Origin of the sequence: Candidatus Sulfotelmatobacter sp. (assembly GCA_036500765.1) — a bacterium.
In the GTDB taxonomy this organism is placed as follows: domain Bacteria; phylum Acidobacteriota; class Terriglobia; order Terriglobales; family Acidobacteriaceae; genus Sulfotelmatobacter.
In genome coordinates, this window is record DASYBM010000001.1 from 82,188 (window position 1) to 97,409 (window position 15,222).

Annotated in this window: 13 protein-coding genes and 1 tRNA gene; 4 read left to right on the forward strand and 10 right to left on the reverse strand. The window is 58.2% G+C overall.

Translation table 11 applies throughout. The features are described 5' to 3' along the window. The first annotated feature begins 31 nt into the window (after window positions 1–31). Window positions 32–730 carry a (d)CMP kinase gene (gene cmk, locus VGM18_00345; protein ID HEY3971417.1) on the forward strand — a complete coding sequence of 233 codons (699 nt, stop codon included), beginning with the start codon at window positions 32–34 and terminating at the stop codon, window positions 728–730. Between the two features lie 99 nt (window positions 731–829). On the opposite strand, the gene VGM18_00350 is transcribed toward cmk, so the two are convergent. Genes VGM18_00350 through VGM18_00365 form a run of 4 tightly spaced genes read right to left on the reverse strand, consistent with a single transcriptional unit; the run spans window position 830 to window position 4,818 of the window. Next, entirely contained in the window at window positions 830–2,338 is a 1,509-nt protein-coding gene (locus VGM18_00350; protein HEY3971418.1) for a DUF4097 family beta strand repeat-containing protein, read from the reverse strand. Next, complete coding sequence (locus tag VGM18_00355) at window positions 2,331–3,431, reverse strand: DUF5668 domain-containing protein (protein ID HEY3971419.1); 1,101 nt, start codon at window positions 3,429–3,431, stop codon at window positions 2,331–2,333. Before VGM18_00355 ends, VGM18_00350 begins: the two co-directional genes overlap by 8 nt. Continuing rightward, a complete protein-coding gene (locus tag VGM18_00360) occupies window positions 3,428–4,219 on the reverse strand; it encodes a zf-HC2 domain-containing protein (GenBank protein HEY3971420.1) in 792 nt (263 codons plus the stop codon). The genes VGM18_00355 and VGM18_00360 overlap by 4 nt, the downstream gene beginning before the upstream one ends. Next, on the reverse strand, window positions 4,219–4,818 hold the full coding sequence (locus tag VGM18_00365; GenBank protein ID HEY3971421.1) for a sigma-70 family RNA polymerase sigma factor: 600 nt from the start codon (window positions 4,816–4,818) through the stop codon (window positions 4,219–4,221). The genes VGM18_00360 and VGM18_00365 overlap by 1 nt, the downstream gene beginning before the upstream one ends. Window positions 4,819–5,678: 860 nt before the next feature. On the opposite strand from VGM18_00365, the gene VGM18_00370 reads away from it, so the two are divergent. Next, complete coding sequence (locus VGM18_00370) at window positions 5,679–8,963, forward strand: protein kinase (GenBank protein HEY3971422.1); 3,285 nt, start codon at window positions 5,679–5,681, stop codon at window positions 8,961–8,963. Between the two features lie 73 nt (window positions 8,964–9,036). Here VGM18_00370 and VGM18_00375 read toward each other — a convergent pair whose 3' ends face one another. The 4 genes from VGM18_00375 to VGM18_00390 all read right to left on the reverse strand — a co-directional run bounded on the left by VGM18_00375 (window position 9,037) and on the right by VGM18_00390 (window position 12,445). After that, window positions 9,037–9,318, reverse strand: a complete 282-nt coding sequence (locus tag VGM18_00375; GenBank protein ID HEY3971423.1) for an oxidative damage protection protein — start codon at window positions 9,316–9,318, stop codon at window positions 9,037–9,039. 21 nt (window positions 9,319–9,339) lie between these two features. Then, on the reverse strand, window positions 9,340–9,711 hold the full coding sequence (locus VGM18_00380; protein HEY3971424.1) for a nuclear transport factor 2 family protein: 372 nt from the start codon (window positions 9,709–9,711) through the stop codon (window positions 9,340–9,342). Between the two features lie 135 nt (window positions 9,712–9,846). Beyond that, entirely contained in the window at window positions 9,847–11,352 is a 1,506-nt protein-coding gene (locus VGM18_00385; protein HEY3971425.1) for a hypothetical protein, read from the reverse strand. A gap of 49 nt (window positions 11,353–11,401) precedes the next feature. After that, a complete protein-coding gene (locus tag VGM18_00390; protein HEY3971426.1) occupies window positions 11,402–12,445 on the reverse strand; it encodes a hypothetical protein in 1,044 nt (347 codons plus the stop codon). 123 nt (window positions 12,446–12,568) lie between these two features. Here VGM18_00390 and VGM18_00395 point away from each other — a divergent pair, with 123 nt between their 5' ends. Then, window positions 12,569–12,796, forward strand: a complete 228-nt coding sequence (locus tag VGM18_00395) for a hypothetical protein (protein ID HEY3971427.1) — start codon at window positions 12,569–12,571, stop codon at window positions 12,794–12,796. 206 nt (window positions 12,797–13,002) lie between these two features. Beyond that, window positions 13,003–13,425 carry a hypothetical protein gene (locus VGM18_00400; protein ID HEY3971428.1) on the forward strand — a complete coding sequence of 141 codons (423 nt, stop codon included), beginning with the start codon at window positions 13,003–13,005 and terminating at the stop codon, window positions 13,423–13,425. Window positions 13,426–13,448: 23 nt separating this feature from the next. Here the strand turns inward: VGM18_00400 and VGM18_00405 are convergent. Both VGM18_00405 and VGM18_00410 read right to left on the reverse strand, forming a co-directional pair. After that, window positions 13,449–13,524 (reverse strand) — tRNA-Ile (locus VGM18_00405). 67 nt (window positions 13,525–13,591) lie between these two features. Beyond that, entirely contained in the window at window positions 13,592–15,064 is a 1,473-nt protein-coding gene (locus tag VGM18_00410; GenBank protein ID HEY3971429.1) for an MFS transporter, read from the reverse strand. Window positions 15,065–15,222: the final 158 nt, after the last annotated feature.

The window sequence follows — 15,222 nt, forward strand, 5'->3', positions numbered from 1 at the left end:
TACAATCTTTAACTCGCTGACTTACCGAAACATGACGAACGAGGGAAAAGACGGAGCGGGCCAGCGCAAGCTGATCATCGCTATCGACGGCCCGGCGGGAGCCGGCAAGAGCACGATCGCATCGCGACTGGCGCGGAAGCTCGGCTATGTGAATCTGGAGAGTGGGGCGATGTATCGGGCGCTGGCGCTGAAGGCGATCGATCGGGATGCGTCGTTCGATGATGAAGCGGCATTGCTCAAGCTGGCCGAGAATGCGCACATTGAGCTGGAGCCGACCATCGGCGGCAACCGAACGATTCTCGATGGCAAAGATGTCTCTTCGCGCATCCGCGAGCGCGACGTTTCCGAGGGAGCTTCGCGGGTTTCGGTGCATCCTAAGGTTCGCGAATGGATGGTTGCCCGGCAGCGGGAAATGGGAACGGACGGTGGAGTGGTGATGGAAGGCCGCGACATTGGAACCCAGGTTTTTCCCGACGCCGATTTGAAAATTTTTCTCGATGCCGACCCCGTGGTGCGCGAGCAGCGCCGCATGGCGCAGCAGAAGATCAAGGGCGATGTGGATGCGAGCGTGGCTGCCGACCTGCGTGAGCGCGACCGGCGCGACCGCACCCGGGCGGCGTCCCCGCTGGTGGCGGCCGAGGATGCGGTGGTGATCAACTCGTCTTCGATGAGTGAGGACGAGGTGCTGGCGCGGGTGGAAGAATTAGTGAGTCGGAAGCTGTGCAGTTGAGCGGATGAGGGTCACAGTCAGGCTTCAAAGTTTCAAGGTTTCAACGTGCCCGGCAAACTCGACATCATCCAAACTCTGAAACCTTGAAACCTGATCCCATCAGTTTTCCGTCGGTTCTACTTTTTCTTTCGGGGCGGGAAGCGTCTTCCCTGACTTCGGATTCGGCGGCTCCGGCGGTTTCGGTGGCTGCGAGCTGGCTTTGCGGATCTCAATGCCGTCGTGTTCATTGTTGACGACGATGTGGGACGATCCGTTGCCGACGCTGCCGCTGGCTTTGGCCTCATGCTCGCCGTTGTCGACCTTCAATTCAGGGAAATCCGACTGAATTTCTCCGTCGCGCGTACGGGCGTCGAGACGGAATCCCGCTTTGTCGGGCAAGCTCAACTGAATGTCGCCTCCGCGGCTGTCGATCTGTACGTTGCCCAGCGTGCGCATTCCTAGTTCAATGGCGCCGTTGTCGTCCTGGAGACGCACATCGCCTGACACGTCTTCCAGCCGAATATTCTTGGAGCGGGTGTTGAGGTGTAGCGGGCCGGTGATCTGCTCGGCGTGGAGTTCGTCGGAATCGAGGTCGAGCGTGCCCTCGATGTGAGAGAACTCCATGTCGGTGCGCGACGACTTGAAGGTCACGGTCTTCGCGATGCGGGCGAGTTTCACGCTTTCCTGGAATTCGCCGTCGAGTTGCACCGATCCTTTGATGTCGGCGACCGAGATCTCGTCGACTCGGCCTCCGACGTGTACGTCGCCGGCGACCTGCTCGATTTTCACCGAGCCCTTTTCCTGACTGACTTTTACGTTGCCGGTCACTTCTTCGACGCTCGTGTCGGAATGCTGCGCGGAAATGTCGACACTGCCGTCGCGGCCGACTACGTTCACATCGCCGCGACGGGAAGCAATGGTAACCGGCGCTTTCCGCGGCAAGGAAATGTCGAGGTCGGTTTCGACCGCATGATCGCCGGAGGCTTCGGACTTCGCGTCGAGCGTAACCAGTCCGCCGATCGTGGTAATTGTGGGCTTGGTCTGGCCGTTGTATTTGTTCGCGTCTTCCTGGTTCTCGGCGCCCACGCGCTTGCGCACGACCACGGTGATCTTGTTGTCGTCAGAAGCGTGTACGCTTACCGCGCCGCGTGCGTCGATGACCTTCAGGCTGGCCCCGGCGGGAAAGTCCTGCTCGAGATGGTCGTCAAAGTTGTAGCTTTGGCCGAACATGTTGGAGAAGTCGCTGTCGTCGATGTTGATCTGATCGCGCAATCCCGACCAGTTGACGCGTTCAAGCTGAGTCGCGATCAGGCCGAAGACGACGATCATGACGACCAGCAGAATTCCTCCCGCGCCGATTCCTGTGGTGCGAGTGCCCTCGCGTTGGGCGCGCTGATGTTCAAGCAGTTTGATCACCCCCCAGAAGATCAGCAGGACCGGCCAATAACTCGCGAACAGATGAGCCAAGCGGGCCAGTGAGAGAACGTGTGAGGTGGCAAGCAGAAAGACGATTCCTAGAACGATCAGAACGAACGCGCCTGCCATGGAGCGATGACGCCGCGGCGGCGGAATATAGGGCGGAACACTGGGCGGCGGTGGAAATCCGGGAGTTGCACCTGGGCTAGACATTTTTTACCTCGCCAGAGGAGGGTGGCTGTTCTGAATTCTGCGGAGCCGCGGGCGGAGCGACATATCCTTGCGGAAAATTCGCCGGCGGATAAGTTGGGGGAACGCTGGGCGGGATGCCCGGAGGCAGCCCGATGTGTCCGTCGGATGAGGCGTTGCTTTGCGCCAGCTTGACCACTCCAATCACTAACAGAATTGCAGGCCAGGTCTTGCCAAAGTCGACGTTGGAAATATTGTCGAGCAAAAACAGGACGCCCAGAGTTACTAGAATTGCGGGGCCCATGAGCTTACGGGTTCGGCAGCGCTCGCATACGCAAAATGGCCGGTAAGATCCGAGCAAACCCCAATGTTTCGCGAACAGCCACACGCCGAGAACAATCAGAATCAGCGGCCAGTAGCGGTGAAGGCTGAAATCGAAAACGGTGTTGAAGAGAAAGAGCAATCCCAGACCGATGAGAACGGCTGCTCCTACCGGGACTTTGGCGCTCTCAAATCTCTCGTGTGCCATGCCTCCGACGGCCGGGCCGCTGCTGAACATCGAACCCAGGCCGAAAGGATCCGGCGCGGGCTCGCCCGTCTGAATGGCTTTGGCCGTTCGTATGGAGTCAATGATCTGGTAGACGTAGAAGAAGCCCATCGAGATGCCGACGATCATCTTCACGTACCATGGCACGTCGGAACTGATGATGATGAGCATCAGAACGGTGATGCCGAGGTGCGTGAGTCCCTTGGCGTACTGGCCGGTGTAGACGGCGCCGACTCCGATGGGAAAGAATCCGGCGAGAATTCCGGCGACTGCGGGATTCGGTCCCGAAGTTGGTCCGGGCGGAACTCTCACTCCGGCTCCCTGCACTCCCGGTCCCTGATCCACGAATTGCTGATATCCGGCCTGCGGCGCAACGTATGGCGGAGCGTACGGCGGAACACCGGGCGGAACAGTTCCCGCAGCCGGCGGTTGGCCTTCCATGCGCGCGGCCAGGCAGGCCTCGCAATAAATCACGCCGCGGACGTCGCGGGTGCATTGGTTACAAAGTGGCTTTCCGCAAGTGCGGCAGAAGGCCACTGCAGCGGTATCGCTGTGAGTGGCGCAGTTCATACGAGGCTCCTGTACGTGGTCACCGACACTACAGGCAGATCGCAGGCATTCAACTGATTGAGACTCGGACCCACAGGAGCGCTGGCCAGAAAGAGATTGCTGTTAGTTTGGCTGTAGTTGCGCTCCTGTTTCTGCTCGGGCTGTTGTGTTGTGTCGTTCTTGTCGTCTTTCGGTTTGGGCTGTGATTTGCGCCCAGGTTCGGCGGGCGCGACGCTGCGCTTGAGTTCGTTCACGCGCGACTCGACTTCATAAACGATCCGGACATTCTCGTAGTAGTGGACGACCCGCGCTTGAGTGGCATAGTACGTGTGCCGGATCGCCGCCGGCCGCAAGCTGATCTGGCGCAAGTCGGCGGGTTTCACCCCGGCTACGGTCAGGCCCACCGACAGCGCGAAGAAGGCCATGCCAAACGACATGGCAAAGCGCGGCTGGCGGACGATATCCCAGATCGGCTCAAGCACAGCTCCAAACAGCGTGGCCTGCACGTGTTCCCACCACGAAATTCGTGGCTGGACGCGCACCGCAGTCCGCAGGCGCTGGGTGTCAACGCCCGTTGTGGATGCCAGAATATTCGTGACCAGGCTGGCTGGAGGCTCCACCTCCGTGAGACCTTTCAGCCAGTCGCGGCCCGCTTCAGCTTCAGCAAGCAGCGGCCCACACAGCGGACAAATTCGGGCATGGGCATGGAAGCGGTCGAGTCCGGTCCCGGTCAGAACGCCGTCGATGGCGTCCGAGAGCAGGAGATCGAACTCGTTGCACTGCATTCCGTTATGGGTCAGGTCTGGCATCACATCACCTGCCTATAGGTACGTTGTAGCAGGCGTGCAAGTTCCGCCCGCCCTCGATTTATTCGTGATTTCACGGTGCCCTCCGGTACCCTCAAAACAACAGCAATTTCGCGGTAGTCCATATCTTGTAAGTCCCTTAGAATCACTGCTTCCCGAAGCTCTGGCGAAAGCTTGGCCAATGCCGCGTGAACGGTCTCGCCGACCTCCCGGCTGCGTACGTGGGCGTCGGGCGGAGCGGATTGGTCCGGGATTTGCTCACTGAGCGGCTGAGCGTCTTCGTGGTCGGAGGCGGCGGTGTCCATGGAGTCGGTCATCCGGTCCTGCTTGGTCTTGCGAAAATGATCCACCAGCAGGTTGCGCGTGATAGTCGTCACCCAGGTCACGAACGCGCCTTTGGTGTGGTCGTAACTGGAAAGCGTGCGGTACATCTTGATGAAAACCTCTTGCGTGAGGTCTTCGGCATCGTCCCCCGATCCTGCAAAGCGGTAGCAGATGTTGTAGATGCGCCGGTTGTAAGTCTGCACAATTTCCTCCCAGGCAGCGGCGTCCCCGGCAATACAGCGCCGGACCAGCATCGCAACAACCTGGACGTCTTCCACTTGCACTCCCCGGAAATCTGCTTACTGAGACTTAAATGCGCGGGCTCGGACTCAGACGATCACAACGCTCGAGACTTTACCCAAGCCGTGCCCATTAGACAGTACGTGATTGCAAGCGTTGAAGTTCGTCCGCCGATGCATCCTGAGCATGAAACAGGGAATTGTAGCAGTGCCTTCCCCTCGATCCTGTACGAGATGTATGGCTACGATGGAGTCGGCAAGCTGACGTCGAAGACCGATCCCGGGCGGGTGGCCCATTCAAGCCCGGTTTTGGCTTGAGTGGGGAAGTTCAGCCACTCGATCTCGCTTACACCCGCTTCTAATAAAGCGGGAATAAAGCGGGGAATAAAGCGGGGACAGAATAAAGCGGGGACAGACGAATAAAGCGGGGACAAATAAAGCGGGGACAGACGGGACGTTTCACTAATATAATAAAGCGGGGACAGACGGGACGTTTCACTAGTTTTCCCGGGTTCGATTAACCTAAGCAATGAAGGTTAGGCTCGGCTGAGGCACATCTCTTGCTGGGCGTTTTGGGCGGCCTCCCTTTTGCGGGACCAGCGATTCGCAGGGTGAGCTTTTCCAGCCCGGCCAAAAACTCCGGCGTCCCCAGCCGTCGACGCTTTGCTTTCTTAATCTTAGCTGTCATGACACAATCGTACACCCGCTATCGTCATGACGATGTGTTCCGGCAGGAACACATTCTATGAGTGGACGGTCGACGATCCGGAGACTGTCCAGGGGCGGGTGGCCCAGCCTCTTGATCCCGTGGACACAATTTGGCCAGCCTCCCGAAAACTCCAAGTGCGCAGATTCCTGCAACGCTGGCCAATTCTTTCTCACTATCCCTTTAAGCTGGTATGCTGAGCGCACTTGCGGGGACGGGGATGATTGGGCAGCGGTTGTCGCATTACAAAATCGAAGAGCAGATCGGCGCAGGAGGCATGGGTGTCGTCTATCGCGCGCACGATGAGCAACTCGACCGCGATGTTGCCATCAAGGTGCTGCCGCCCGGATCTCTGGCCGACGAGGCCGCTCACAAGCGATTCCGCAAAGAGGCGTTGTCTCTCGCCCGGTTGAATCATCCCAACATTGCAACCGTACACGAATTCGGCAGCCAGCACGGTATCGCCTTTCTGGTCACCGAATACATTCCCGGCATAACGCTCGATGCGAAGCTTGCAGATGGACCGCTGCCACCCGCGGAAGTAATGCGCCTGGGAGTGCAACTTGCGGCGGGACTCGCGGCCGCACATCATCAGGGCATTGTGCATCGCGATCTGAAGCCGGGAAACCTGCGCCTTACCGCCGACGGGCGTCTAAAGATTCTGGACTTTGGCCTGGCTCAGTTGATGCCTCGCGCCAGCGAACTCGGCGAGACAAAAACCGCGACGCAGTCACTGGAAACCAGCGGCACGCTGCCGTACATGTCTCCCGAGCAACTGAGTGGCGAGGTCGCGGACGGCCGCAGCGACATCTGGGCCGCGGGCGCGGTGCTTTACGAAATGTCTACGGGGAAACGTCCGTTCCCGCAGACGGTGCAGGCGCTGCTGATCAATGCGATTCTGAACCAGGCTCCCCCGTCGCCCACCAGGCTCAATTCGGCCGTCCCGCCCGGTTTGGAAGCGGTCATTTTAAAGGCGCTCGCCCGCGAGCCGTCACAACGCTACCAGGCGGCGGGCGAGTTGGGCGCCGATCTTGAGCGGCCCATGGCCCTTACCTCGGCGACGATTCCGATTGCACCGAAACCAGGGTTGAGCGGCAGTGCGTTCGTAGTGGCGGCGGTGGTGCTGGCGATGGCGATCGGAGCATACTTTATTTTCGTGCTTCGCCATCAGCGGGAGAATCCCACGTCATCGGTTTCGCCCGCGTCTGCGGCGGTAAAGAATCGCCGCTCGATCGCAGTTCTGGGCTTCAAGAATCTCTCGGCGAATCCGGAGAAGTCGTGGCTTTCGACCGCGCTTTCGGAAATGATGACCACCGAATTAAGCCAGGGAGATGAACTGCGCACGATCGCGGGGGAAAGCATAGCGCAGATGAAGGCCAGCCTCGCGCTGCCCGATGCCGACAGCTTCAGCCGGCAAACGCTCGCTCGCATTCGGCAAAACTTGGGCAGCGACGACGTGGTGCTGGGCTCTTACGTGCCTCTGGGCAACGGTCTTCTGCGGCTGGATGTGCGCTTGCAGGATGCGATCGCGGGCGAGACGTTGGCGTCGGTCTCCGAAAAAGGAAACGAGTCGGAGATCGACAATCTGATCAGCAAGGCGGGCGCGGAGTTGCGCGCGAAGCTGGGTGTGGGCGCGCTATCTGACGAGCAGTCGGCCGTGGTGCGGGCGTCGCTGCCGTCCAATCCGGAGGCAGCGCGGCTGTACTCGCAAGGTCTGCAAAAGTTGCGCCTGTTCGACGCCCGCTCGGCTCGCGATTCGCTGGAGAAAGCGACCCAACTCGATCCCAACCACGCGCCCACACACTCGGCCCTGGCTGAAGCCTGGTCCATCCTGGGATACGATGCCAAGGCGAAGGAACAGGCCAAGCAGGCGTTGTCGCAGTCGGCAAATGTCTCCCGCGAAGATCGCTTGCTCATCGAAGGACGCGCCCATGAAGTCCTGACGGAAACTGCGGCGGCCGTTGAAAGCTATCGTGCGCTGTACGAATTCTTTCCCGACAATGTCGACTACGGATTGTTTCTCATTCGAGCCCAGGTTGCTGACGGACACGGTAAGGACGCGGAGAAAACGCTGGCGGAGTTGCGCAAGCTGACCGTCTCCGACGCAGACGCGGTACGAATCGATCTGGCCGACGCCACCATCGCCTACTCCCTTAGCGATTTCAAGCGGGAGCTGGCCATGGCGGAGCGGGCAACGCGCCGCGGGCAGGCGATCGGGGCGAGCCTGCTGGTGGCGCAGGGTTTACAACATGAAGCGGAAGCCCTCGAGCGCATGGGGGATTCGAAGAAGACCATTGAACTTTCGAACCAGGCGAGAGAACTCTATATTTCCGCGGGCGATCGCCGGGGAGCGGCCCGCCAGGTTTTGCGGGTGGGCGATCTCCTGTTCGACGAAGGCGACTACCGGGGCGCCAAAAAGCAGTTCGAAGACTCTATCCCCGTCTTCCAGGAAGTGGGCGCTGCCAAAAGCGTTCGCGCTGCTCGCGAGCGCATCGGCAATGTCTATTACGCCACCGGAAAACAGGCCGAGGCCGAGAAAGCTTACGAACAGGTACTAAGCTATGACCAGACGATCAATGATCCGGTCGCGCTGGCCGGGGACTATGGGAACCTGGCGAATGCACTGGACGCTCTTGGCAATCTGGCGGGCGCGCTCAGGATGCAACAACAGTCGCTGGCGGCTTTCAATCAGGCCGGCGATCGCCGCGGGGCCTCCGCTACTTTGAATAATTTGGGCGACCTGTTCGTGGAGGTCGGTAATCTGGAGGAAGCCAAGAAATACTTCAATCAATCGCTGGCGTTGACTCGCGAAATCAACTACCGCCGCGGGGAACCCTATCCCATGTCTGGCCTCGGCGACACCCTGGCGGCTGAGGGCGATTTGGCGGGCGCGCGCAAACAATACGAACAGGCGCTCCCGCTTTGCAAAGAAATGAACGACGACGACTTTACAGCCCAACTCAACGCGTCACTGGCGGGGATCGCGCTGGCGGAGAAACGCTACGCCGACGGTCAAGCGCTGGCTCATTTGGCGATTTTGGGATATGAAAAAGCAAATTCGCCCGGCAACGCCGCCTGGTCTCAGGCAATCTTGGCACGAAATCTTCTCGGTGCCGGCAATGTGAGCGAGGCGCAGAGCGCATTGGCGAAAGCCGTCACCCTGGTCCAGACCAGCACCAGTCAGAGTCCGCACTATGAAGTTGCGCTGGCCGACGCGCGCGTGAAGGCCCGATTAGGCAAGTTCGCCGAAGCTCGCAAGGAATTGGAAGCGACGCTCGCCTCGGCGCACAAGTTCGGCTATCGGCTGTATGAATATCAGGCGCGCCTCGCGATGGGAGAGATTGGGCTGTGGGCCGGCTCTGCGTCCGCCCGGGCGGACTTGGCGACACTAGAAAATGACGCAAGGGCGCAGGGTGCGCTGCTGATCGCGAACCAAGCCCGAGAACTGCCAGCAGAACCGCGGAGCAAAGCTAAGTGAATGTTCCTCTCTCATCGGCAAACCTCTCTTCGGGCGATTTCCGGCACTCACTTGGCGGAATGCTAGCTAGTTCTCATCCCTGCTTTTCTACCGGCGGCACATACTCTTTCGGCTTGGCCGAGCCTTCGCCGAAGAAGAATTGCTCCATCTGCTTGACGATGACTTCCTGATCTTCGCGCCGTGCCGGATTTAGCCGGTATTCGTTTAGCAACATCTTGCAATGCTCCGTCCACATCCTCCAGGCCTCCTGCGAAACGTTGTCGTAAACTTTCTGACCAAGGTCGTTGTCGAACGGAGGCTCGTCGAGTCCGGGCATATCTTTCTTAAACTTCACGCAGAAAACAGTGTGCGCCATAAGTTCCCTCTAAAAACTAAACTAATCGATGGTTTGAATCTCCATGCCGCGAATCAAACCGTCTCGAATTTCGTACACGTGACGGACCATCTGATCCGCGACTAGCTTTCCGCTCTTGTCGTGAATCACCTGATGGACCCCAACCGAGATTCGACCGTCGGCCTGCCGCGTAAACTTTTTCGGCTCAACGTTGGGGTCGAGCACATCGAACTGACGTGTCCAATAGTCCCGCACTGCGGCTTTGCCCAGCACGCGGCCACCTTCCATCCCGTTGGGCCAGTCGACATCATCATGCATCTCAGCGAGTACGGTCTCGATATCGCGCCGGTTAAACGCCGCATAGACGCGCTGGAGCAGTTCAGTTTCCGCCGGCACGGTTTGCAGTTCCGCCATATAGCACCCCGAAAGATTATCTTACAGGAGATCGCCGAACGAGATCATTGCGGGCTGGCGGTAAGAGAGGAGGTTGCTGACGCGCCGCGCTCGTTGAGCGGGAGATCCTTCCCTTCGCCTGAAGAACGGCTCCGGTCAGGATGACATGGGGGCTCTGCGAACGATTCGCCGCCAGAGTAGAGCGGCAACGGCCCACATCCCGAACAGTGGAATCAGACTTGAAAGCCCGTGCAGTCCGAGCAACTGACCCAGATTAAACGCAGCAAGGTTGAAGGCACCGTCCTTCCCACTCGTTGCTGCCTCAGCGGCCGTAAGCATCGATACTCGGTTGGTCGCAATTTGACCAGACCAGAACGCGGGCCACGTGGAGTGCAGTAGCGGACAACTATCCTGCATCGACAATTGCGAAGTCGTCGACACGACCGTGAGCGTCATGAATATACTGCAAGCTGCAAGCACGGCCAGCAGGATTCGCCCGCGCGAGGTTGCGTGCTTCCCCGCGACGGCCAAGCCGACGCACAATAACGGAATGCAAGCTCCGGCGTAGCGCGGACCGAACGACAGTCCCGACTTCCACCAATAGAACGAAGCATTAAACAGAAAGTAATATGCCGGGATCGCCGCGGCCACCAGCGCGGGCGCCGAATAGGACTTCTCTTTTCGCAACTTCCATAATCCGAACAGGCTGGCGAGCATTACTGGAGACGCGAAGAACAGCCCGCGCGAACATCCGAAGAGCAACTTGAGCAGACGGTCGGGGTGAGGATAAGTCAATCCCATGTAGCCTTGCTGCTGCATGAACGAAAAAGAATTTGGATCGTAATAGGAGTAGCTGGGCCGAAGCGACCCAAACGCCGCGTGTAGATATGCGGCCAGCACAAGGACGCAGATTCCGGCGCCAACGCTGACCCCCGCGAACACTCGCCAGCGCGCCGCTTTTCCGCGCGGCCATGCTTGCGACAGAGCCAGCAATGCCAGCATCGCCGAAGCTGGCGCCGCGGGATATTCGGTGACCGTGGCCCATCCCGCCGCAAGCCCTGCCGCCAGGGACCAGCCGAAATCAGCGACCGCGCTTGAGCTGTCGCGTAACTTCAACGCACATGCGAACGCGAATAGCAGACAAGCTCCAACCAGCGCATGCGCCCAGAACAAACCGGCATACGCCCAGATCGGAGTGCCCAGACACATGGCAAGTGTTCCGAGGGCTGCGGCTTGCAAATCGCCTCCAAATCGAAGCCCCAGGAAGAACAGGCACATCCCTGCCAGCGCGGTCGGCAGCGCCGCCGCGCCCGCAATCGCTATATGGGAGAGCGCGATCTCGCCTCTCGGAGATTGCGGATTAATGCCAGCCAGTCGCAACACGGGCCTGGCGGCCAGAGCGAACGGCACGGCCAGAAAAACCAATCCCGGCGCTTTGTCGGAATAGTAATGTCCGTTGAAGTGCGCTTTGTCCTGAGTGTTTTCATGATAAGCGTCGATTTGCAGCGTGTGCTGCTCGATAATAGCTCGCAGCAAATCGAAGCGAGAGTTCTGATTCCATCCGCCGCCCTCGTAGAAATAAATGAATGAGAGAAAAGTTACAAGACCGATGAGGATGGCAGCTCTGTGGCCGACGGAGGATGGTTGTGCGGCAGGGCTCATGGGATTCGCGGGCTCGACACAAAGGCCGGTTGTGGTCCGCTCAGAAGTCTCAGTTCAACACGAGTGATGCGAAGAATGTTTCGGTTGAATTCTTGTCGACCTCGCTGCCAAGCTTGCTACCGACTGACATCGCATACCATCGCGTTCCCCTAAGGCCAACCATGAGCTCAGTTGCAGTTTTGTCTCCAACGATCCGAAGCCGGCGCGCCGAAACTCCCGGGACCGCCTCATTGCTAACGACCTTCCCATGATAGGGCGAGCCCATGCTGGCAGACTTCTCTTCCAGAAACTTGTTCGCGTCCGCAGGCGGATGCATCAGCTCGCCCACCACCACAAAAAACGCATAGTTGGAAAGGCTCACTGATCTTGCAGCGGCATTGGCTTGTTGAATCAACTCGGGAAATCCCGGCATCTTCACAGAAAAATTCCATCCCGGAGGCGCGAATGCAATCATCTCTCCTGGATTTACATATCTCGGATCGCTTATGTGAAACGAATCGAAGACGCGGTCGGCAAAGGCCGCATGATTCTTGAGGCTGGAGCTAAAGGTTACTGTGAACTCCCGATTGCCGGTAAAAACACTCAACATGCTTTGTTTGAAGTTTCCGTCTTGCCTGGCCCATTCAGTACGGCGCGCGGGCAACTCCTGAACGAGAAGCTCGGTTTGGCTCACTTTTTGGGATTCGAGGACGGCAACATGTCCCTTAAGTAGGGAATCGATAAAGTGTTGGGCATTGTCTCGAGACTCCAGCGAAACGGGCAGGAAGGTCACTGACACAGTGCAGCCGAACTTCTCGCCGGACGGAAGGCGGCCCTCTTTCGATGCCAGGTCAACGGTGACCGTCCTCAAAGGACGGGTAACTTGGGACTCCGCAGCGGCGCCGGGCATGGAAATGCTGAAACCGCCGGCTTGCGTCTCGAATGGGGTCCAGATAGCATCGCCCTGCGCCGCCTGCGCCGCGGCGAATCTCACCAGCATGACCGTGACAATCAAACCGCAACGGACTTGAGGGCTGAGTGCGCCGACGGTTTTAGGGTGCGAAAGATTATTGGCGGGCATAGTTGGGCGGAGATTGTAGCACCAGATACTCACCCAGCAACCAACCGAAAATTTTATTAATTTTCCGGCGGCGCAGGTAGTTTGAGACGATCTTTCTCGATTTCTGCGCGCGATTTTTAGGCGAACAAACAGCGAATATTGTATGATTAATCGCTCATGGCACGGCGACGCGATTTCTCGAAGAAAGAGGAGATGTGGTCTCCCGAAGAACTGAAAGAGATCATGCACAACCTGTCGCTCCTCAGTGAACATGGCGTGCGCGAGTTTTATCAGAGAGCCTACCGCGAGTGCGCCATCATCAACAGCAGCACCTTTCCTGCGGCTCGGGCGGTGCAGGAGATGGTGCAGGCCTGGAAGCAGTTACGGAAGTGGAGGAAACCATAGTGCGCTGTCGCCGTGGTAGGCCCACCAGGATTTGAATCCAGAACTAACGGATGTTCATGGCGTCTAAAAGCCAACGATTTTCATGTCGTTGACCGCAAGCCAAGCGGATACTTCGGTAACATTTGTTTGACCTTTGGAGGGTGCCTCTCGGCATCTTGGCACGTTTGCTGTTAGCTGCGACGATGCTTTGAAGCTGAAGGTCACCTATGCCATACAGGAAATATCTATTGGAAGCGTGGGAGAGTGGCAACCGCAAGACATTCCAATATCTTGGCCTGTTTTGCTTTCTCGTCAGCGTCTACGCCATCTATCTCGCGATCCTTTTTAGGATGATCCATGTTGGCGGTGCACCCGATTCTCTTTTCGGGCCGCTGACTTTGAAACTGTGCTTTATCTCGGCATTGCCGGTGGCTGTTTTGGCTTATTCCGACAAGGACTGGGGCTCGAATGATGCCGCTCCGGTTTGTGTGGCGGCCTGGATTGCCGTGTGTTTCGGCTTTTCGCTCCGCTGCACATTGTGTGCGCTTGGAATGACTACCGTCTTTTTCCCCTTCATCCTTTCGGCACTGGCTGCGCACGGATTCGGTACACTTTGCCGATTTGCTAAAGATCGCGTCTATCAAGAGTAGTGGCTACGAGTCGCCAACTGTTTTGGTGGGCCCACCAGGATTTGAACCTGGAACCAACAGATTATGAGTCTGCTGCTCTAACCGTTGAGCTATAGGCCCGCCGAGACTCAATCTAGTATATTCGGGCGCCCCCGAATTTTGCGCCGCTAGCGCCGAACGGGAAATCTTACGCAGTCGCCGGCGGTTTGCCGCCGGTCTCATTCCAGATACGATTGCCGTGAGTTTCTTTGAGCAGCAGGCTGCCGACGATGAAGGTCAATCCCGCGATCGCCATCGGATAGTAGAGGCCAGCGTAGATATTTCCCGTGGCCGCTACCGACGATAAGCCGATCAGCGGCAACAGGCCGCCGAATACGCCGTTGCCGATGTGGTAGGGCAGCGATAGCGACGTGTAGCGAATCTTGGCCGGGAAGGCTTCGATGAGATAAGCGGCGATGGGGCCATACACCAGGCATACGTACAGCACCTGGATGAAGACCAGCACTACCAGCATTGGCACATTCGGCGATGGCGCTTCTTTCGCCGGTACGAAGGCGCCGGTTGCGTCGGTGGTCATGGCAGTGAGCGAGATGGCTCCGGTTACCTTGTTGCGCGCCGATTTCACCGTGATTACATTGTTTCCCGCGGCGCGTTCCATTGCTTTGTAAATCGGAATGTAGGTCAGCAGTCCGAGCAGGCATCCCGCCATCATGAGCTTTTTGCGGCCTATACGGTCCGAGAGCGCGCCCACCACCGTGAAGAAAGGCATGGCGCACAGCAGCGCGATGGCGACGATAATGTTGGCCGTTTTCACGTTCACTTTCAGAATGGTCTGCATGTAGAAGAGCGCATAAAACTGTCCCGTATACCAGACGACTCCCTGGCCGGCGGTGGCCCCGAACAGCGAGATCAGAACCTGTTTCAGGTTCGGCCACTTGGTGAACGCGTCTGTCAAAGGCTGTGTCGAAGTCATGCCGGCGCTTTTGAGCTGCGAGTAGATGGGCGACTCTTTCATCTTCAGGCGAATGTATAGCGAGATGAGGACCAGGATGATCGAAATGAGGAACGGAATGCGCCAGCCATAGGCGGCGAAATCGTCCTTGGACATGGCATTCTGCGTCGCCAGAATCACGATGAGCGACACGAACAATCCCAGCGTCGCAGTGATCTGGATGAAGCTGGTGTAGAAGCCGCGCTGGTGGTCGGGAACGTGTTCGCCCACGTAGACAGCGGCTCCGCCATATTCTCCGCCCAACGCTAAGCCTTGCAATACACGGATCAGAAGCAGCACGATGGGCGCGAACCATCCAGCCGTTGCATAGGACGGAAGAAGTCCGATGGCGAAAGTGGAGAAGCCCATAATGGAGAGCGTGACCAGGAAGGCGTACTTGCGGCCGACGAGATCACCGATGCGGCCAAAAAACAGAGCGCCGAACGGCCGCACTAAGAAGCCGACAGCAAAAGTGGCGAGATACGCGATGTAAGCAAATGTGTCATTGCCGGGAGGATAAAATTTCGGCCCGAGAATCGCCGCCAGGCTGCCGAAAATGTAGAAGTCGTACCACTCGATCATGGTGCCGACCGAGGAGGCCATAATCACTCCCCAGATGCTGTAACCGCCGGTTCGATCGACTGCTACTGCTCCTGATTGAGTTGACATGATCGGGCTCCCGATTTCTCGTGAAGGGATGTGAGTCTCGTTTTTTCCCGCCGCGAATGCCGCGGCTGGGCGGGAGATATTTATACCCTATCTTGGCGATCTGTAGGGAAAAACGACTCCCGAAGGCGTCCTGGCGAGCCGGGAATCCACCAAAAACA

What these genes read in the sequence shown, in the direction of transcription:
- VGM18_00400 (HEY3971428.1), top strand. Translation starts at nt 13,003, where the DNA reads ATGCCATACAGGAAATATCTATTGGAAGCGTGGGAGAGTGGCAACCGC.
- VGM18_00355 (HEY3971419.1), bottom strand. Translation starts at nt 3,431, where the DNA reads ATGAACTGCGCCACTCACAGCGATACCGCTGCAGTGGCCTTCTGCCGC.
- VGM18_00370 (HEY3971422.1), top strand. Translation starts at nt 5,679, where the DNA reads ATGCTGAGCGCACTTGCGGGGACGGGGATGATTGGGCAGCGGTTGTCG.
- VGM18_00350 (HEY3971418.1), bottom strand. Translation starts at nt 2,338, where the DNA reads ATGTCTAGCCCAGGTGCAACTCCCGGATTTCCACCGCCGCCCAGTGTT.
- VGM18_00380 (HEY3971424.1), bottom strand. Translation starts at nt 9,711, where the DNA reads ATGGCGGAACTGCAAACCGTGCCGGCGGAAACTGAACTGCTCCAGCGC.
- VGM18_00360 (HEY3971420.1), bottom strand. Translation starts at nt 4,219, where the DNA reads ATGCCAGACCTGACCCATAACGGAATGCAGTGCAACGAGTTCGATCTC.
- VGM18_00410 (HEY3971429.1), bottom strand. Translation starts at nt 15,064, where the DNA reads ATGTCAACTCAATCAGGAGCAGTAGCAGTCGATCGAACCGGCGGTTAC.
- cmk (HEY3971417.1), top strand. Translation starts at nt 32, where the DNA reads ATGACGAACGAGGGAAAAGACGGAGCGGGCCAGCGCAAGCTGATCATC.
- VGM18_00385 (HEY3971425.1), bottom strand. Translation starts at nt 11,352, where the DNA reads ATGAGCCCTGCCGCACAACCATCCTCCGTCGGCCACAGAGCTGCCATC.
- VGM18_00395 (HEY3971427.1), top strand. Translation starts at nt 12,569, where the DNA reads ATGGCACGGCGACGCGATTTCTCGAAGAAAGAGGAGATGTGGTCTCCC.
- VGM18_00375 (HEY3971423.1), bottom strand. Translation starts at nt 9,318, where the DNA reads ATGGCGCACACTGTTTTCTGCGTGAAGTTTAAGAAAGATATGCCCGGA.